The 19,409-nt window shown below is 69.6% G+C and carries 16 protein-coding genes; 11 read left to right on the forward strand and 5 right to left on the reverse strand.

The genetic code is table 11. The features are described 5' to 3' along the window. Positions 1 to 220: 220 nt before the first annotated feature. On the forward strand, positions 221 to 1,384 hold the full coding sequence (locus NB3_RS08385) for a serine hydrolase domain-containing protein (protein ID WP_067799074.1): 1,164 nt from the start codon (positions 221 to 223) through the stop codon (positions 1,382 to 1,384). Between the two features lie 37 nt (positions 1,385 to 1,421). On the opposite strand, the gene NB3_RS08390 is transcribed toward NB3_RS08385, so the two are convergent. The 3 genes from NB3_RS08390 to NB3_RS08400 form a co-directional block, all read right to left on the reverse strand. Then, positions 1,422 to 1,652 carry an acetolactate synthase small subunit gene (locus tag NB3_RS08390; protein ID WP_157111635.1) on the reverse strand — a complete coding sequence of 77 codons (231 nt, stop codon included), beginning with the start codon at positions 1,650 to 1,652 and terminating at the stop codon, positions 1,422 to 1,424. Continuing rightward, positions 1,649 to 3,493 (reverse strand): acetolactate synthase large subunit, encoded by a 1,845-nt coding sequence (locus tag NB3_RS08395; RefSeq protein ID WP_244891810.1) that lies wholly within the window; start codon positions 3,491 to 3,493, stop codon positions 1,649 to 1,651. The genes NB3_RS08390 and NB3_RS08395 overlap by 4 nt, the downstream gene beginning before the upstream one ends. Before the next feature lie 298 nt (positions 3,494 to 3,791). Further along, positions 3,792 to 6,977: an acetyl-CoA carboxylase family protein gene (locus tag NB3_RS08400; RefSeq protein ID WP_067799080.1), complete on the reverse strand. Its 3,186-nt coding sequence runs from the start codon at positions 6,975 to 6,977 to the stop codon at positions 3,792 to 3,794. 56 nt (positions 6,978 to 7,033) lie between these two features. Between NB3_RS08400 and NB3_RS08405 the strand changes: the two genes are divergently transcribed. After that, positions 7,034 to 7,642, forward strand: coding sequence for a TetR/AcrR family transcriptional regulator (locus tag NB3_RS08405; RefSeq protein ID WP_067799083.1), 609 nt, complete (start codon positions 7,034 to 7,036; stop codon positions 7,640 to 7,642). Between the two features lie 26 nt (positions 7,643 to 7,668). Here the strand turns inward: NB3_RS08405 and NB3_RS08410 are convergent, their stop codons facing one another. Further along, on the reverse strand, positions 7,669 to 8,115 hold the full coding sequence (locus NB3_RS08410; protein ID WP_067799087.1) for a MarR family transcriptional regulator: 447 nt from the start codon (positions 8,113 to 8,115) through the stop codon (positions 7,669 to 7,671). 129 nt (positions 8,116 to 8,244) lie between these two features. Between NB3_RS08410 and NB3_RS08415 the strand changes: the two genes are divergently transcribed. Together NB3_RS08415 and NB3_RS34885 are read left to right on the forward strand one after the other, a co-directional pair. Next, entirely contained in the window at positions 8,245 to 8,748 is a 504-nt protein-coding gene (locus NB3_RS08415; RefSeq protein ID WP_067799537.1) for an SPW repeat protein, read from the forward strand. Between the two features lie 152 nt (positions 8,749 to 8,900). Beyond that, a complete protein-coding gene (locus NB3_RS34885; RefSeq protein WP_157111637.1) occupies positions 8,901 to 9,053 on the forward strand; it encodes a hypothetical protein in 153 nt (50 codons plus the stop codon). Between the two features lie 151 nt (positions 9,054 to 9,204). Here the strand turns inward: NB3_RS34885 and NB3_RS08420 are convergent, their stop codons facing one another. Then, a complete protein-coding gene (locus NB3_RS08420) occupies positions 9,205 to 9,732 on the reverse strand; it encodes a GyrI-like domain-containing protein (protein ID WP_067799090.1) in 528 nt (175 codons plus the stop codon). A gap of 231 nt (positions 9,733 to 9,963) precedes the next feature. Between NB3_RS08420 and NB3_RS08425 the strand changes: the two genes are divergently transcribed. The 7 genes from NB3_RS08425 to NB3_RS08455 all read left to right on the forward strand — a co-directional run bounded on the left by NB3_RS08425 (position 9,964) and on the right by NB3_RS08455 (position 19,404). Next, positions 9,964 to 10,620, forward strand: a complete 657-nt coding sequence (locus tag NB3_RS08425) for a TetR/AcrR family transcriptional regulator (protein WP_067799093.1) — start codon at positions 9,964 to 9,966, stop codon at positions 10,618 to 10,620. Positions 10,621 to 10,740: 120 nt separating this feature from the next. After that, complete coding sequence (locus NB3_RS08430) at positions 10,741 to 11,223, forward strand: nuclear transport factor 2 family protein (RefSeq protein WP_067799097.1); 483 nt, start codon at positions 10,741 to 10,743, stop codon at positions 11,221 to 11,223. 890 nt (positions 11,224 to 12,113) lie between these two features. Next, positions 12,114 to 13,583, forward strand: a complete 1,470-nt coding sequence (locus NB3_RS08435) for an NAD(P)/FAD-dependent oxidoreductase (RefSeq protein ID WP_067799099.1) — start codon at positions 12,114 to 12,116, stop codon at positions 13,581 to 13,583. A 45-nt stretch (positions 13,584 to 13,628) separates the two neighbouring features. Beyond that, positions 13,629 to 15,428, forward strand: coding sequence for a 3-deoxy-7-phosphoheptulonate synthase (locus tag NB3_RS08440; RefSeq protein ID WP_067799103.1), 1,800 nt, complete (start codon positions 13,629 to 13,631; stop codon positions 15,426 to 15,428). A 706-nt stretch (positions 15,429 to 16,134) separates the two neighbouring features. After that, a complete protein-coding gene (locus tag NB3_RS08445) occupies positions 16,135 to 18,585 on the forward strand; it encodes a sensor histidine kinase (RefSeq protein ID WP_067799106.1) in 2,451 nt (816 codons plus the stop codon). Between the two features lie 31 nt (positions 18,586 to 18,616). Next, the gene (locus NB3_RS08450) at positions 18,617 to 19,033 is read left to right on the forward strand and encodes a roadblock/LC7 domain-containing protein (RefSeq protein WP_067799109.1); all 417 of its coding nucleotides are present in this window, start codon (positions 18,617 to 18,619) and stop codon (positions 19,031 to 19,033) included. Beyond that, positions 19,030 to 19,404: a DUF742 domain-containing protein gene (locus tag NB3_RS08455; protein WP_067799112.1), complete on the forward strand. Its 375-nt coding sequence runs from the start codon at positions 19,030 to 19,032 to the stop codon at positions 19,402 to 19,404. The genes NB3_RS08450 and NB3_RS08455 overlap by 4 nt, the downstream gene beginning before the upstream one ends. Positions 19,405 to 19,409: the final 5 nt, after the last annotated feature.

Here is a 19,409-nt window from a genome sequence, read left to right on the forward strand (position 1 = left end):
ACGGGAGCAACGTCGTCCCTATCGGCCAGGACTACGCGCTCTCAGCGGTTCCGTGGTCGAGAAAACACGGTGGTCGGTGTCGAACGCGGCCCGATCCCTCCGACCGTGCCGCGTTCGACACCGAACTGCCGGAATGCCGGACATCGCGACGGGAAGGGCTTCTCGATGGTGGTCACCGGCCCCGATGCCCGCTCGGCCACGTCGTGACAAGCTGTCGAGCATGATCATCGAGGGAACGGCCGACGCGGGCTACCAGGGCGTGCGGGAGGCGTTCGCGGCGAATTTCACCGAGCACGGTGACATCGGCGCCGCGATCTGCGTGTACCGGGACGGACGGCCGGTGGTCGATCTGTGGGGCGGGACAGCCGATCCCGAGACCGGGCGAGCGTGGCGGCGCGACACACTGCAGCTGGTCTATTCGGCGACGAAAGGCGTCGTCGCCACCATCGCGCACCTGCTGGCGCAACGGGGAGAACTCGATCTCGACGCGCCGGTGGCGCACTACTGGCCGGAGTTCGCGGCGGCGGGCAAGGCCGGCATCCCGGTGCGCTGGCTGCTGACCCACCAGGCGGGCGTGGCGGCGCTGGACGAACCGGTCGCGCTGAGCGAGGCGCTGGCGTGGAAACCGATGGTGGAGGCGTTGGCCGCGCAGGCGCCGAACTGGCCGCCCGGCACCGCGTTCGGATATCACGGCCGAACCTACGGCTGGCTGGTCGGCGAAGTGATCCGGCGTGTGTCCGGTCGCACGCCCGGCCGGTTTCTCGCCGAGGAGATCGCGGGTCCGCTCGGCATCGATTTCTTCATCGGCCTGCCGCCGTCCGAGCGGGATCGGGTCAGCCGCCTGGTCTTCGCGCCCGCACCCGACCCGACCGCGCTGCCCGACGAAGCCGTTCCCGAACCGCTGCGTCCACTGGTCGCCGCGATGCGTGATCCCCGTGCGCTGGTCAATCGGGCCTTCCAGATCACCGACCCCGCGGACATCGACTTCAATTCGGCCGCCGTGCAAGCCGCCGAGCTGCCCGCGAGCAACGGCATCGGCACCGCCCGCGGCCTGGCCCGGCTGTACGCGGCGCTCGTCGGCGAGGTCGACGGCACGCGCCTGTTCACCGCCGACACCCTCGCGGCGGCCACCAGGGAGCAGGTCGCCGGCACCGACCACGTGCTGATGCTGCCCGGCCGGTATGCCTCGGGATACATGCTGCCCACCGCGGAGGTGCCGCTCGGCGGGAGTTCCTCGTTCGGCCATCCCGGCCGCGGTGGCAGTCTCGCGTTCGCCGATCCCGAACGCCGTCTCGCCTTCGCCTACGTCACCAACCACATCATCGAAGGCGCGCTCGACCTGCGCGCCCGCAACCTGGTCGACGCGCTCGACGGCGTCGGCTGACGCGCCACGGCGGCCGGGCCGGTTCGAGCGCGCAGGCTCAACGCATGATCGCCCGCACGCCGACGAGTCCGGCGAGGCGATCGGCGATCCGCGCGGTCGTCGCGTCGTCGCCGCCGAGTAGCACGCGCATTCGCGTCGTGCCGGTCGCCGGATCGGTGGTCATGGTCAATTCCCGGACGGCGCCGCCGAATCTGCGCGTCACCAGCGCCAGCCGCACCAAGGCGCCGGAGGGGTCGTCGACGAGCAGGTCGAGCACCCGTGTGCTCATCGGACGTCCTCCGCGGTGCTGCCCGAGGCGGGCAGCTCGTCCGCGTCGTCGAACAACGGCCGCAGGTCCCTGGCCGCCATGATCAGGTCGTTGCCCGCACCGGCCGCGATCATCGGCCACACCTGCGCGTCGGCGCCGACGACGAAGTCCACGACCACCGGACGGTCCCGCACCGCGCGAGCGGCCGCGATCACCTCCGCGACGTCCTCCTTGCGCTCGCAGCGCAGGCCGACACAGCCCAGCGCCTCGGCCAGCGCCGCGAAATCCGGGACGCGCCGGGAGTGCGTGCGCAGATCGCTCTGCGAGTACCGCTCGTCGTAGAACAGGTTCTGCCACTGCCGGATCATGCCCAAGTGCCCGTTGTCGATCACCGCGACTTTGATCGGGATGCCTTCCACCGCGGCGGTCGCCAACTCCCGGTTGGTCATCTGGAAACACCCGTCGCCATCGATGGCCCACACCTCCGCGTGCGGCGCACCGAGTTTCGCGCCGATGGCCGCGGGCACGGCGTACCCCATCGTGCCCTGACCGCCGGAGTTGAGCCAGGTGCGCGGATTCTCGTAGCCGATGAACTGCGCCGCCCACATCTGATGCTGGCCGACGCCCGCGCAGAAGATCGCGTCGGGCCCCGCCGCGCGACCGATTTCACTGATCACGAATTGCGGCGCCAGCGAGCCGTCAGCGGGCCATCGGTAGCCGAGCGGATAGTCCGCGCGCAGCCGTTCCAGCCGCGTCCACCACGACGACAGGTCCGGCAGCGGCTGCGCGGCGACCGCGGCGAGCAATTGTTCCAGCACCTCGCGGCAGTCGCCGACGATCGGCACATCCGCCCGCCGGTTCTTGCCGATCTCGGCCGGGTCGATGTCGGCGTGGATCACCGCGGCGCCGGGCGCGAACGTCCGCGGATCGCCGGTGACGCGATCGTCGAAACGGGCGCCTAGCGCGATCAGCAGGTCGACCTTCTGCAACGCGGCCACCGCCGTCACGGTGCCGTGCATGCCGGGCATACCGAGGTGCTGCGGGTGACTGTCGGGAAACGCGCCGCGCGCCATCAACGTGGTCACCACCGGCATACCGGTGCGTTCGGCGAACGCGCGCAGCGCCCCGGCCGCCTCGGACTTGATCACTCCGCCGCCGACGTAGAGCACCGGCGCCCGCGCCGCGGTGATCAGGCGCGCCGCGGCGGTGATCTGCCGTGGGTTCGGCGTCGTCACCGGCCGGTAGCCGGGCAGGCGCAACCGCGGCGGCCACTGGAAGATCATCTGCGCGCGCAGCACGTCTTTCGGGATGTCCACCAGAACCGCGCCGGGCCGTCCCGTCGCGGCCAGATGAAACGCCTCCGCAAGGACTCTCGGGATGTCGGCGCCGCGCGTGACGAGCACGTTGTGCTTCGTGATCGGCATCGTGATGCCGGTGATGTCGGCCTCCTGGAAGGCGTCGGTGCCCATCACCGGGGTACCCACCTGGCCGGTGATGGCGACCACCGGCACCGAGTCGGCCTGGGCGTCGGCGAGCGGGGTGACCAGGTTGGTCGCGCCGGGTCCCGAGGTCGCCATGCACACGCCGACTCTGCCGGTGGCCTGGGCGTAGCCGGTGGCCGCGTGCCCCGCGCCTTGCTCGTGCCGGACCAGGACGTGCCGGATCCGGCGCGAATCCAGCAGCGGGTCGTAGACCGGGAGAATCGCTCCGCCCGGAATGCCGAAGACCACTTCGACGCCGAGTTCTTCGAGCGCGCGGACCACGGCCTGCGCGCCGGTCATGCGTTCCGTGGTCGCGGGCGGGGGTGCCGGATCGGGATGCTGCGGGCGCGGCGCGGTCGGCCGCGCGAGGGATGAGCTCACGGGAAACTCCGTTCTGCTGCGTCGAGACGCGCGAATACCGCTGCCGCAGTGTGATTTCGCGCAGGCTGACGCCGACGATCGAGGAAGCGGCCGCGCCCGGGGCGACACACCGGCTGGTCGCGGCAGGTCTCTCTGCCGTGGGTGCGTCGCGGGCGTTGCCCGGCTCGCCGGTCCGCGATCCCGTGGTGAGGACGGACCGTCCTGGCACGGCGCCTGATGGGGCGCGCGTGCGGATCACGATCTTAACCCGGCGCGCGGAGCAGGTCGCGCCGGATTCCCGGCCCGCCGGGCGGCGCGGTCAGCGCAGAGTGCGGATCCAGCGGCGGGTATCGGCCGGATCGATGACGTCGTCGACTTCCAGGACGGTGGCGGCGGTCAGCGCCTTGCCGTTGGCGTAGGCGAGCTGGACCAGGTTGTCGAACGCGTGCTGCCGCTCGCCCGGATCCTCGATGGCGGCCAGTTCCTTGGCGAACCCGAGACGCACCGCGCCCTCCAACCCCATGCCGCCGATCTCCCCCGTCGGCCAGGCGATGACGAACCGGGGCGCGCGGAACGAGCCCGCCGCCATGGCCTGAGCGCCGAGACCGTAGCCCTTGCGCACGATGACGGTGCCCAGCGGCACCGAGAGCGCGGCGGAGTCGATGAACAGGCGGCTGAACTTCGTCACCGTGGCGTCCTTCTCCGCCTCCGGGCCCACCATGAAACCCGGTGTGTCGCACAAGGAGACGATCGGCAAGCCGTGCGCGTCGCACAGCCGCAGGAACATGCCGAGTTTGTCGGCGGCCGGAGCGTCGATCGCCCCGCCGTGATGGTGACAGTCGTTGGCGATCAAGCCGAACGGCCGTCCCTCGACCCGGATCAGCGCGGTGACGATCCCGGCCGCCCAGTCGCGGCGCAACTCCAGCACCGAGCCGACATCGGCGACGGCCTCGATGGCGGCACGAATGTCGAACGCGCGCAGCCGATTCTCGGGGACCACGTGCCGCGCCAGTCGCGGGTCCGGTGCGGTCCAGTCCGCGATGTCGCCCTGGAAGTAGGCCAGATAGCGCCGCGCGGTGGCGACCGCTTCCGCCTCGTCCGCGGCGACGACGTGCACGACGCCGTTGCGGCGCTGCACGTCGATCGGGCCGATCTCCTCGGGGGCGTATACGCCCAGGCCGCCGCCCTCGATCATGGCGGGACCGCCCATGCCGATATTCGCGTCCGGAGTGGCGATCACGACATCGCACATCCCGAGCAGCGCCGCGTTGCCCGCGAAGCAGCGCCCGGACACGATCCCGATCAGCGGCACCCGGCCCGACAGCGCGCCCATCGCGCGGAAGGTGGTCACGTCGAGGCCGGAGATGCCGGGGTAGTCGGTGTCACCGGGTCTGCCGCCGCCGCCCTCGGTGAAGAAGATCACCGGAAGACTCTGCACGCGAGCCAGTTCCAGCATGCGGTCGGTCTTGACGTGGTTGCGCATCCCTTGGGTGCCCGCGAGCACCGTGTAGTCGTAGGACAGCACGACCGCGCGGGACCGGTCGGGGCCGAATCGCTCGGCGTCGACGGTGGCGACGCCCGCGATCAGCCCGTCCGCGGGCGTGTTCGCGATCAGGTCCTCCGGACTGCGGCGCAGACGCTGGGCGGCGACCGCGAGCGCGCCGTACTCCACGAAACTGTCCGCGTCGACCAGGTCGGCGATGTTCTCCCTTGCGGTGCGCCGCCCGAGCCGATGGCGTTTGGCCACCGCCTCCGGCCGCGCTTCGTCCAGCACGACGCCGTGGCGAGCGTTGACCTCGGCGAGGTCGGCGCGCACCGAGTCCAGATCGACCGCGGTGTCATCCAGCACCGCGCCGTCGTGCTCGGCGGGGACGAAGGTCAGCAGCGGCGTGTGCGGATCGACGACCGCCCCGACCGCCGTGACGTGGCGGCACACGCGCAAGTCCTGCTCGGCGCGCACCACGTGCTGCATCTTCATCGCTTCCAGCACCGCGACCTCGCCGCCCGCCGCGATCACCGCGCCGGGTTCGGCGAGAGCGACCACCGTGCCGCCCATGGGCGAGCGCACCGCTTCCTCGTCGCCGGCCAGCGTCACTTCGGCCGGCGCGGTCTCTTCCCGGCCGGGCGCGGCGGGCAGGGCGACGGCGAAATCGCCTGCGCGCTCGACCAGTTGGTCGACATTTCGCTCGAACCAGGTGGTCGGCACCACGCGGCCCTCCGACAGGTCCGCCAGAACCGCGCGCAGCACGGCGACATTGGTGTCCACCCCGGTCACGACCGTCTCGGCCAGCGCGTCGGCGCACCGGCGCAGCGCGGCCGGATAGGACGGACCGCGGGCGACGATCTTCGCCAGCAGGGAGTCGAAGCGCGCGTCCTGCCGCATCCCGGCGAACGCGGCGGTGTCGACCCGCACGCCGACACCGGTCGGCGGCGCGAACCGGGTCAGCGTGCCGGTGCCGGGCAGCACGTCGCCGCCCGCGGTGACGGTTTCGGCGTTCAGGCGCGCCTGCACCGCGTAACCACGCGCCGCGCCGGGATCGGGCAGGGCGAGATCGGCCAGCGTGGCGCCACGGGCGAGATCGCATTGCACCGCGACCAGATCGATGCCGAGGACGGCTTCGGTGACGGTGTGCTCGACCTGCAGCCGCGGGTTGACCTCGAGGAACCACGCCTCGTCGCCGCGGGCCAGGAATTCGACGGTGAGAACGCCGCGGCAGCCGACGGATTCGGCGAGCCGGGCCGCCCAGCGATGCAGCCGCTCGCGCAACCCGGCGGGCAACTCGGGTGCGGGCGCGACCTCGAGCAGTTTCTGCTGCCTGCGCTGCACGCTGCAATCACGATCGCCGACGGCCGCCGCCACCGCGCCGTCGGTGACGATCTGGACCTCGATGTGGCGCGCCGCGGGGATCAGCGCCTCCGCGTAGACCGCGTCGTCGCCGAATCCGGCCAGCGCCTCCGCACGGCAGCGTTCGAACACCTCCGGCAGACGGCTCGCGTCGCGCACCGCCCGCATGCCCCGTCCGCCACCGCCCGCGGCGGCCTTCACCATCACCCCGTCGGGATGCGCGGCGAGCAGGGCCTCCGCCTCGGCGATGTCCGCGCCGCGGCGGGTCGCCGGGATCACCGGGACACCCGCGCGCTCGGCCGCCGCGCGCGCCGCGGTCTTGTCGCCGAAGATCTCCAGCGCCGCGGGCGACGGACCCACGAACACGAGTTCGGCCGCCGCACACGCCCGCGCGAATTCCGCGCTTTCGCTGAGGAATCCGTAGCCGGGATGCACCAACGCGCCGGGGCCCGCCTTTCGCGCCGCCGCGACCACGGCCGCGACGTCGAGGTAGGCGGCGGCTCCGACGCCCGGCAGCGCCACCGCATCGTCGGCCAGGCGGACGTGCAGCGCGTCCCGTTCTTCGGCGGTGTGCACCGCGAGGGTCCGCCAACCCAGTTCCCGGGCGGTGCGCAACACCCGCACCGCCACTTCTCCCCTGTTCGCCACGACGACCTGCATGCCGCACAGTCTCGTTGACGTTGACGTCAACGTCAACATGAGCGACCATATTCGTCGTGACCCAGTCCACCTGGTCGGTGCGCGCCGCGCGCGAGCGCTCGCACACCTCCCGGCACCGCGCGCTGCTCGACGCCGCCGCCCGCGTGTTCGCCGAGCGCGGCTACGACAACACCACCGTCGCCGCCATCACCGCCGAGGCCGGCGTCTCCCGCGCGACGATGTACGTCTACTTCGCCTCTAAGGAGGAGATCTTCCTCGCCTTGGCCGAGCGGGTGCGCGACGACTTCCTCGCCGCGCAGGAGCCGGGCATCGAGGACGACGATCCGCGAACGATGCTGCGCGCCACCATCGCGTCCTTCGCCGCCGCTGTCGCCGCGGCGGGACCTCTGCTGCGCCTGATCGACGAGCGCGGCGCAGTCGACCCGAAGGTGGCGGCGCTGGCCGAGGAGATCACCGAACGGCCGATCCGCCGCTTCACGCGGTATCTCCAGCGCCAGGTCGACGCGGGCCGCGTCACCCCCGTGACGACGCCGCGGGTGATCGCGGAAACCATCGGCTACACCCTCACCGCGGGCATACTCGCGCGCCGGACCACCGGTGAATCCTGCCTCGCGGAGTATCGCGATGCCATGGGGAAAGTGGCGGAGGCCCTACTCGGCTTGTAGGCCCGCTACCACCCGATCGGGACGACCTACCCCGCTTGGGGCACCAGCGCGGGGTCGTCCAGGACGCCGATCAGCGGAGTCAAGCGCCGCAGTTCTTCCAGATGAGCGGCACCGAGCAGGGCAAGGGTCTGCCTGCCCGCCTCGGTGAGCGCCAGCCGGACGACGCGGCGATCCTTGCCCCCTCCTCGCCTGCGGATGACGAGACCGAGTTGCTCGGTGCGGTCGATCAGTTGCACCACGCTGTGATGGCGAGCGGACAGGTATCCGGCGATCTCCCTGATGCTGGGGCCGTCCGGGTCGGTGTGCCCCCGGATCGCCAGCAACAGTTGGTGCTGCAAGTCGGTGAGGCCCACTTCCGCCGCCCGGCGCTCACTCCACCGCAGCAATTGGCGCAGCCCGGTCCGGAACGCCAGCAGTTTCGAGTACTCCTGGTCGGTGAGGTGGGCAGCCGAGGACGTCGACCCTTCCATCATGGAGTGATATTATCACAGCATGATATATAAGTGAGCGGCGACGCGACGGCCGCGCTGCGGACCGATGGCCGGCCGCCCGGGCTCGAGAGAGCTTCGATTCGCCACTATGTCCGAGGAGTGGTGGAGAACATGAGTAGTGAAACCATGATGAGCCGGCATCCCGACATCGTGGAGTTGCGGGAGAAGTACGAGCGCGCTTCCGAGGCGCCGGACGCCCAGGCGGTCACCGGACTGCTGTTCCTGACCGGGTTGTATCTCGCGATCTCTCCGTGGGTCGTCGGGTTCAACGGGTTTTCGACCTTGACCGTCAACAATCTCGTCTGCGGTATCGCGCTGGCGATGCTGGCGCTCGGGTTCGCCTCGGTCTACGGCCGCACCCACGGCATCGTCTGGGCCGCACCGCTGATCGGCCTGTGGACGATCCTCGCCCCGTGGATCGTCAGCGGGAACGTCGACACCAGGTCGACGATCTGGAACAACGTCGTCACAGGCGCGCTCGCCGTCCTGCTCGGCCTGGGGTCGATGCTCCTCGGGATGAGCCGGACCGCACGTCACACCGGCCAGGCATCCCATGCGGGCGCGACGCGAACCCAGCGACCGTCCGGGCTTCCGCCGGAAACAACCACGCGCTGAACTGAACTCGACATCGATACGCCTGCTCGCACGGGGCGCGCACCGGCGCTCACGGCCCTTCCGCCGACATCCGAGCCGCCCCGCAGGATCACCTCATCGATCGAGACACCGTCGATTCGGTGAGCGCCTACCTCGCATCAGGAGACGCACACATGAACCAGCCCCACGACACCACCGACGACGAAGGTTCACCCGAAACCCCCGCCGCGAGCGAGAAGGACACCACGGAAGGCCGATCCGAGAATTCCGGCAAGCTGGCGGGCCCAGGCCCTGGAAGCGGCCGAGACGAAGACCCCGATACGTAAATCCAAGACTTGAACGGCCGGTCGGCGTGGGGCGTGGAGGACCGGAGCCGGATCTGGACGTCCGGCTCGGTCGGCCACCGCGGTCGGCGCCGACCGAACGGCTCCTGACTTCCGGGGACGAGCCGCCCCCAGCGCGCGAGACGGTGGTCGATCAACGATCAGCGGGCACGTCCGGCTGCCGATCGCTCGACTCGGGCAACGCCACCGGCCAGTTCAGCTCGGTGCGCAGCTCCGCGGGGTCCATGTCCGGAGCGGGCTCGGTCAAGTAGACCTCCCACCGCAACGGCCCCACCGCGAGTCCCTGCTCAGCGATCCAGGATCGCAGATGCTCCCAGGAGGCGGCCAAGCCGTCGAATCCACCGGCGTGCACGATCCTGGCCACCCGGCCCGCGGGCAGACAACCGGCGCGGACCTCGCGCTCGGCGCGCGGACTCCGATCGACCGCGAATCCCACTTCGAGATCCAGCGCGCCATCCGCCTGCCGATACACGCAGAAGGCCGGTCCCTCGATCCTCGCGCCTTGACCGGCGAGGATCTCCGGCAGTAGCCGGAACGAGCGATCGAAGAAGTCCCGCAAATCCGCGGGGGCGACACGGTCCCGGATGACCGCCGTGGTCACCTCGGCGACATCGAGCAACTCGGGCTCGGCCGTCGAGGCGGCGGCCAGGTCGTCGGTCATGACTCTCCTTCACGTCGGGGATGCTCCATCCTCAACGACGCCGTGACTGCCCGAAAATCATCGGTTCGCCCGCTCATCGCCGAATGGTCGCGCCGGGCCGATCGAGCAGGAGATCATCGGCCTGGTGCGCCAGCGTGTGCGGCCGCCCGCGCGGTCGACGACCATCTCACGCGGTTCATGAAACTGAACCAGTGAGGAAAATTCGTACCACCGGTGCGCTACACTGCGAGCGTGGCAACAGGGACATCGGCAGCAGGCCAGGCGGCTTCGCGTGGACGGATCGACAAACGACAGGCCATCCTCGACGCGGCATTCGTCGTTTTCGCGCGCCGTGGCTACGCCCAGGCCTGCGTGCAGGAGATCGCCGAGGAAGCCGGTGTCGCCAAGCCGACGATCTACAACCACCTCAACGACAAGGAGACGCTGTTCCGGCACGCGCTGGCGGCCGCGAGCGACGCGGTGCTGGCCGAGAACCTGTCGGTGGTGGACCGATTGCGCAACCCCGGTCCCGACTTGCGCGCCGCGCTGGAAGACCTGGCGTACCGGCTGATCCGGGTCTGCTGCGCCGAGCGATCCCGGTCGCTGCGCCGGCTGACCTACGGCCAGGTCGCGCAATTCCCCGACCTCATCGACATCGTCGTCAGCCGCACGTCCGACCGGCTCGCCGAGGCGCTGGCCGACCGGCTGGCGCGCCTGTCGCTGTCCGGCCGATTGCGCGCGGGCGATCCGGCCACCGCCGCGGAACAGTTCCTGGTGCTGATCACCGGCCCGATGGAGGGCCGCTCACGATTGGGCACCCGCAAGGTCGCCACCGCCGAGATGCACGCGGTCGCCACAGCCGCGGTCGACACCTTCCTGCGGGCCTACGGCGTGCCGGAAAACGGATGACCTGAACCGCTTTCCGCCGCGGCGCGATGTCCGCGATGCGACACAACAGACTTCACGACCGCCCAGTGGGCGGAGAACGATTCGCCGCGCGATCTCTCGTCGCCGGGAGAAAGGATCGACGTGACCGGCTCACCCGAGGATCTGCTCGCGACCATCGAGGCCGAGCGGGCGATCTACCGGACCTTCTACCACTTCTTCCGGCTCGCCGACACCGGGGAGAGCGAACGTTTCGTCGAATGCTTCACACCGGACGCGCTGATCGAGTACCGGATCATGCCGGGTCCGGTGCAGCGTTTCCACGGACGCGACGAGTTCACGGCGTATATGAGCCGCGTACCGAAGTCCCAGCGCGCCATGGTGGCGCACGTCGCCGGTCAGGCCACCATCGAGTGGACCGAGGACGGTCCGCTGCTCACCGCCTACGCCACGGTGTGGCACTGGTTCACCACCAGGGAATCCGCCGACTCGAACCGGCCGGCGGACTGGACCACCATCGGCCTGGTACAGGACAGATACCAGAAGCACGAGGGGCAGTGGCTGATCTCCCACCGCGATGTGCGGCCGGTCGCGGGCCGGGTCGCCGCCGGGCGCGGACCGGTCTGAGCCACCGCCCCGGTCGCGCCGGTCGCACCCACCGAGTCCGACCCGTCCACTTTCCCGGCATAGTCCGGCCCGTCTCGACGCGCCTCGCCCGCGACTACCCCGCCCACAGCGCGCACCCATCGATCAATTCGAATCATGCGCCGCCTGTCGCTGTCCGCGACCGCCCGACGACGCCTCCACGTACACCACCGTCCTCCGACGAAACCCGCTCGCGGAGTGGCGAACCCGCTCGGCTATCCGTCACGCATCCCGCGATATCGTCCTCCGCGGTGTCACGTCCACCGACACCGTGAAATTCTTCAATGCGCAGGTCAGAAGGGGTGAGCAAACCAGCCGCGCCACAGGACTATTCGCTCACGGCCGCCGTCGCCGGGAGTTGGCGGAAGCGAGGATCGGGCCGCGGGCAGGATAACTCTCGGTGAACGGCTCGTACGACGAGAGCGTCCGCCGTATCCTGAATCGGTTGGGAAAGAGGGGTGATGACCGAACGGCAGACGGCATCATCACCTACCCCCAGACGTTCACTTTCTCCGCCGCGCACGCGAAGCGCTGGCGAAATATCCTCTCCCGCAGCGATTTCCACGAACGCAGGCGCTGTCGACCACCCTCGGTGGCACAGTTCACACCCAGTGACGACAGTCCAGCGGCAAAGTCTCATGCGGGCATTTTGGCAACCCTCCAGTAATCTACTGCCCGATAGATCAACGGTTGCTAAATAGCTTGTCACTATTGAGGATTCGCTATCAATTGCTACAATCGAATCGTGCACCGTTAGCTTGGCTAATCAGTAGCAATCTCGCTCCGTACGCGCCGGAGACCGCGGCCGTCCGGAGTTCTTCCGCACTGAGGCGGGCGCACGATCCGTTGTCGGCAGTTCCAGGGAGTTCGCTATGGACAATCCGCATGTTCTGGTCATCGGTGGCGGCCCAGCCGGGTCGACCACCGCTGCGCTGCTCGCGAAATCGGGGGTGAGGGTGACCCTCCTGGAACGAGATAAGTTCCCGCGCTACCACATCGGCGAAAGCCTGCTCGCATCGGTGTTGTCGACCCTGCGCGTCTCCGGCGCCTACGACGCGGTGGCCGCGCACGGGTTCCAGATCAAACGGGGCGGCCACTTCCAGTGGCAGGACGACAACTGGTTGCTGGACTGGTCCAAGCTCGTCGACGCCGAAGCCTGGTCCTGGCAGGTCCAGCGCGACGTCTTCGACGACCTGCTGCTGCGCAACGCCGCCGAGCAGGGCGCGCAGGTGATCGAGCAGGCCACGGTCACCAACGTCCTGTTCGACGGCGACCGGCCGACGGCCGTGGAATGGACCGTCGCCGGTGACGACCGAGTACACACCACCGAGTTCGACTTTCTCGTCGACGCCTCCGGCCGCGCGGGCGTGCTGGCCAAACACCAGGTCATCGGTCGTCAGCAGCATCCGGCCTTCCGCAACGTCGCGGTGTGGTCGTATTGGGAAGGCGCACACCTACATCCGGACAGCCCGGAGGGCGCGATCAATGTGGTGTCCACGCCCGAGGGCGGCTGGTTCTGGAACATCCCGCTCTCGGACGGCCGCCACAGCGTCGGCTATGTCGTCTCGGCGCGCAAGGCCGCCGGGAAACTTCGCGAACTCGGCCGCGAGGCGTACTACGCGCAGACCATCGCCGACAGCGCCGCGATGAGCGAGCTGCTCGTCGGTGCGCGGCAGGTCGCGGAGGTCAAGGCGGAGCAGGACTACTCCTACACTTCCGACCGGTTCAGCGGTCCCGGCTGGGTCGTCGTCGGCGACGCGGCCTGCTTCCTCGATCCGCTGTTGTCCAGCGGCGTGCATCTCGCGACGTACTCCGCCCTGGTCGCCGCGGCGGCGATCGCGACCATCCTGCGCGGCGAATTGAGCGAGTCCGACGCACTGGGTTTCTACGAGGACGCCTATCGCCGGGCCTACACCCGATTCCTGGTGCTGGTGTCGCGGATGTACGAACAGTACGTGGGCTCGGAGGAATACTTCGCGCACGCGGGCACCCTGACGACCGGGCACAGCGGCGACACGAAGCAGGCTCAGTTCACCGAGATCATGGCAGGTCTGACCGATATGGACGAGTCCTCCGGCGCGCAACAGCGCGCCGCGACCGCGACCATCATCTCCGCGGCCGAAGGCCTGCACGCGGAGTCGGCGAATCTCGAATACATGGGCCACCTGGACATGTCCGTCGTGTGGGATCACTGGCGCGATCCGCTGGCGGACACGACGACCGGCGAGCTGCGCATCACGACCGACCCGGTGCTCGGCCTGACCGACCGGCCGCGGACCGAAGCGGAGATCGCCGCCGTGGCACGGCCCGTTCTCCCACCGACGGCGGCCACCACCTTGTAGCGGCCGGCCCGGAATTCTCGTGACAGGCACCGCACGGAGCCGGTCGTGACCATCACGCACACCGGCACCGAGCCACCGGGCGATTGCCCGCCCGGTGGTTCGGGCTTCCGGAAGCACGACGAGATCGGGCGGTTCGCCCACCCGCTGACCAGGATGTTGCTGGCGAGCGACGGATTCACCACGCCCGCGCTGGCGGCGCTGCTGCGCACCGACCTGCACGTGCGGGTATTGCGCCAGGACGACATCGCGGCCAGCCTGCTGCCGGACACGGTCACCGCCGCTCTTGGCGTCGCCGATTCCGATCGGGTCATCATCCGCCGCTCCTGTCTGGTCGGCACCGACCTGGTCACCGCGTCCGTCAACTATGTCGTCGCGGTGCGCGCGGGCGCGGCCGCTTCCGGCGTGGACGATGTGCGGGTGCCGATCGGAACCGGCCTCATCTCCCGTGGCATATCCCAGCGGCGGCATCTGCTGCGCACCGGGCTGACGCGCTGGCCGGACGGTCGACTCTGCGCGGCACGCGCGTACGTCATGACGCTCGGCGATCGGCCGCTGTGTTACATCCGGGAATCGTTCAATCCCGACGTCATCCCACCCGACTACGACGCCACGGCGGGGGCCCATCCGCCGTGGTCCGACGAACCCCACCCCGCACAGCCCGGGCCGTTCGCGGGTGGAAGCCGACTGGTCATGGCGCGGGATTTCCTCGACCGCGAACAGCGGAGCGTGCAATCCACGGCACTCCCCGGCCACCCGCGACGGCCGCGGCCCGTGACCGAACTCGGCCACGCGAGCGAATGCGACGCGCTGACAGCGGATCTGGCCAAAGCAGCACGAGGAGAAGGATTCGCGCTGCACCTCGATGGCCGGGACCAGCCGTCCGATGGCGGCGAGATCAGGAAGCTCGCCGCGCGCAGGGCGCTGATGTACGCCGCCGCCGCGGTCATCACGCATGGGCTGGGCGCTACGGCGATCACCATCGAACGAGCGCCCAGGCGGCACGGCGACCTCCGCGCCGCCACGGCGCTCGACGAGTGGCCCGCCGATCGGCTACCGCTCACGCTGTGCGTGAACCTCCTGCGCCGTGCCGCCGACCGGTCGCGCGACCCGGTGCGACGGGACCTGCTGCGCGCGGTGAGCGGACTGTTGCCCGTCGCCACGATCGCACCGCCGGGCGCAGGCGAACTGCATACCTGGCTGCCGCTGCTGCGCATCTCGCGCGAACCGTCCGTTGTGTCCGCAGCGGGGCCGACCGGCCGAGGACCCGACGGACGATGGTGGGATCGTTCGGCACACCTCCTGTGGCTCGGCGATGGGGCGGAACCCTCGCGCGGCCGAATCCGCCTCGCCAGCGGTGCCGGTAACCCCGTCGCGGTAACACTCGGCCCCACGACCACACCGGCGGATATCGAGTACCTCTGTCGCACACTGAATCCGTGGAAACAGCCGGGGCGGCTCACCCTCGTATCCCAGCTGGACGTCGCCCGGACCCGAGAGACGCTTCCGGCCTTGTTCGCCGCCGCGGCGGCATGTGAAACACCGATCTGCTGGGTCTGCGATCCGATGCCGTCGCGAACGTCGCATGTCCGCAATGCCTTTCGCTCCACAGATGTCGTCGGCGCGATCGGCGCGTTCTTCGACACGTGCCGGGCGACCGGTACCGTTCCCGCCGGCCTGTATCTCCGATGCGGTCCCGATGCCGCCGTCGGCGCGCGAGACGCGCACCAGCCGGGCAAGTCTCCCGTGCGACGCCGCAGGCGTCACGAGCCGGGTGTCGATCCCGTGGAAACGCTCCTTCACGTCGTCGCCGCGCTCGAACTGCGGGCCAAATGGCCGCCGCCCTGAACGATTCCGGTCCGTGCCCGACGACGCACCACCAAAACCGGCACCACGGGGATCGCGGAAACCGTTCGCCGCGCCGAGGCGAGCCGATCACACGCGGCGGATCGCCCGGCATGACTGCGCACCCGCCCGGGCTCGAGGCCCGGATTGGGAGACTGCGCAGCAGTCCGGGCCACCGTGGAATCACCGACAGCGTTCCACCCGGCGTGATTGCCACCAGCGGGAAATCCAAATCGGAATCGGCGCTATATCATCGCCCGGTTCCGAGCGGCGTTTGCAGGCGTTCTCGGTGTCGGATCCGGTGACAGGAGCGGACCGAGCACGGGACGCGGCGGCAGTCGCAGTATCGCGGGCGTTGTTTTATGACCAGAACTGTCGGTAAGTTAGCGATAGAGGTTTGCTCTGATTCCCGTAGCAGCGGATAACCCAGCCATACCGGCGAGTAGCTTCAGAACCGGGACAAGTCGACCGTTGCCCACCACGCGAGGTCCCCGCTGCGCTCCAGCCCACGAGGCACTATCGCGTAATAATTTCGGTTCACTTAAAGCAAGTCGCGAATCCGTGCGATTCGCGATCGCAACGCTACACTTTCGTTATTCTTCGGAACGGGTACAGGTGAGGTGCCGCCTGGGTTCGGGCGGGCCGTGTCAGAGGTAGGCATTTTTCAGCCGTGAGCAAGTGGTCTCAGCTTCGCGAATCCGCTGTGGGAGTGGTTCGCTCGAGCCGGCGCGATGTCCGTGGTCGAGTCGGTGTCCGGGTACGACTGCTGGCGATCGTGCTCATATCGAGCGTCACGCTACTCGTCATCGGCGTCGGCGCCGCGGGTTATCTGGTGCAATCCGCCCGAGCGGCCAAGGAATGGGCGGAGTTGGCCAGCAGCACGACGGCGCCTGCCATCCAGATGGTCCAGGCGTTCCAGGAGGAGCGCCGCTTGTCGCTGTTGTCCCTGGCCGGTGACGCCGATGCCGCCCGAGCGCTCGCCACCGCACGCCAGCATTCGGACGCGGGGCTCGCGGCGGTGATGGCGAAAGGCGATGCCGCCCGCAAACTGAACCCCGACGGGTCCGCCTCCGATATCGAGGCCTACAACAAGCTGTTCGCGATGGTTCCGACGGTGCGCGCCGGGGTCGACACCCGGCAGGCCGCGCCGAACGAGGTGGTCGAAATCTTCAGCGGGGTCATCGGCACGATCATCGCCGCCTCGACGCTCGCCGCCCGGGTGGCGCCGGAAGCCGACATCGCCATGGAGCTGAACTACGGCGTCGAGGCTCTGCGCGCCGCCGAAGCCTTGTCGCTGGCCGACACCCTGGGCACGGTGGCGCTGACCGTCGGCGAGAACACTCCCGCGCAACTCACCGAATTCAGCCGTCTGGTGGGCGAATTCCGCAGCGAGGTCGCCTACGCGGGCCGGGTGTTGAAGGGCAAGCGACTCGCCCAGCTCCAGGAGATCACCGCCGGACCGGCCTACCAGAAGCTGATCGCGATGCAAGACGCCGTGCTGGTGCACGGACCGGTGGAGGCGGGCTCCGACTCCGACGAGTCCACCGGCCGGACCCAGAGCGGCCGCTCGACCACGAGGACCACGCCGTTGCCCATGGGCGTCGCGGCGTGGCAGGAGGCGTCAGGGCAGGTCTCCTCCGCCCTGCTGAAGGTCTGGGACGACCAGAGCCGCGACGCCCACCAGATCGCTCGCGAGCGGGGTGACCGGACGGCGCGGCAGTCCATGCTCGGCGGCGCGGGCGTGCTGCTGGTCGCGACCATCGCCTTCCTCGCGGCGTTGGTCATGGCCAATCGCTTCATCGGACGCATGCGGCGGTTGCGGCACGACACCCTGGAACTGGCCGACCGGCAACTGCCCGATCTCATGAGCAGGCTCGGCCGCGGCGAGAGTGTCGACTCCGAGGCCGACTCGACCCGGCTCGATTTCGGCACCGACGAACTGGGCCAGGTGGCCGACGCCTTCAACCGTGCCCATGTCGCGGCCGTGTCCGCCGCGGTCGCGGAAGCGAAGACCAGAGCGGGCGTCAACGCGGTGTTCCTCAACATCGCCCATCGCAGCCAGGTCGTGGTGCACCGCCAACTGGCGCTGCTCGACCAAGCCGAACGCAAAGAGGAGAACGCCGACCAGCTCGAGCTGTTGTTCCAGCTCGACCACCTGGCGACGCGGGCAAGGCGCAACGCGGAGAACCTCATCATTCTCGGCGGCGAGAAGCCGGGCAGGCGCTGGCGCAAGCCGGTTCCGCTGGTCGATCTGGTCCGGGCCGCCGTCGCCGAAAGTCTCGACTACGCCAGGATCCAGACCGGCCGGTTGCCCGAACTCCAGGTGTCGAGCAACGCCGTCGCCGACTTGATCCACCTGATGGCCGAGCTGATGGACAACGCGACCTCGTTCTCTCCCCCGCAGGCGCGGGTCGAGGTGTCCGGCGTCGTGGTCGGGCGCGGTGTGGCGGTCGAGATCATCGACCAGGGTTTGGGCATGTCGGAGGCGGAGTTCGCCGCGCGCAACCAACTGCTCGCCAACCCACCGGATTTCAGTGTGGTGAGCTTGTCCAGCGACACCAGGCTCGGGCTGTTCGTCGTCGCGAAACTGGCCCACCGGCACGGCGTTTCGGTGCGCCTGGGCGAGTCGGTCTACGGCGGCGTCAGGGCGGTGGTGCTCGTTCCGAGCGCACTTCTGCAATCGGACACCACACCCCGCGAACAGAACGACGTCGACCCCGTCGAGCCCATGCGAACATCGGCGCAGGGCAACGTCGCGCCTCGACCAGCGGCGGCGCCGGGCCGATCGGCATGGTTCACCTCCGCCTCCGACCAACAGGTCCCGGTACCGGCACCACACGGCGACGACGGCAGCTTCGACACCGGCACCGGTGGATTCGACACCCCCACCGGCCGTTTCGGCACCAACGGCGGGCGCTTCGACAACGGCAGCAGTGGCCTGGACAACGGCGCGACACCGCAACCCGGTCCGGCCGGGGACGCCCGGCCGCCGCTTCCCCGCCGCCGACGCCAATCCCCCCAGGAGCAGGAGCAGGAGCAGCCGCAGACGGCGACGCCCGCCCCGATCCGACAGCGGACCGCCGATGAAGCACGCAATCTGATGAGTGCCATCGAGAACGGCACCCGCCAGGGACGCCGGAAGCGTCCCGACATCGACTAGTCCCGCACATTCCCATCTTCAGAAGGCGACCATGACTACTTCCCAGGGAACCGGTATCGGTTGGCTGCTCGACGAACTGGTCACCGGGCTGGCCGGAGCGCAGTCCGCGGTACTGCTGTCCTCGGACGGGCTGCTGATCGGCCATTCGGCCCAGCTGGACAAGGCCGACGCCGAGCGCTTCTCCGCGATGGCATCGGCACTGCACAGTCTGTCCCGCAGCGTGGGCCACCATTTCGACGCCGGTGGCGTCTGCCAGACCGTGGTGGAACTCGATCGCGCGGTGCTGTTCGTCACCACGGCGGGCGCCAACGCCTGCCTGGCGCTGCTGGCGTCCGAGACCGCCGATATGGGTATGGTGGCCTACGAGATGAATCAGACGGTGCAGCGAGTCGGAACCCACCTGTCGGTCGACACGCGCCCGCATCCCCCCGCTTCGACACGGCCATGAGTTATCAGCACGATCCCTGGTACGAGGAAGACGCCGGTCCGATGGTCCGGCTCTTCGCCATCACCCGCGGCCGGGGTCGTGCCGTGCGCCGGGAGCTGAACTTGGTCACCCTGGTGGTCGACGGCGCACCTGGCACCGCGCTGCGGCGCACCGAACCGGAATACGCCGCGATCGTGCAGTTGTGCCGCACGCCCCAGTCGGTGGCGGAGGTCTCCGCGCGGCTGAATCTGCCGCTGACCATGACGAAGGTCCTCATCGGCGACCTGCTCGACGACGGCAGGCTGGTCTACCGGTCGGCGCAGCCGACGGCCGGGTCGGAGTCCGACCTCGGCCTCCTGCGCGCGGTGCTCGACGGCATCCGCGCGCTCTGACCGCC

Origin of the sequence: Nocardia beijingensis NBRC 16342, from assembly GCF_001612785.1 — a bacterium.
Classification (GTDB): Bacteria; Actinomycetota; Actinomycetes; order Mycobacteriales; family Mycobacteriaceae; genus Nocardia; species Nocardia beijingensis.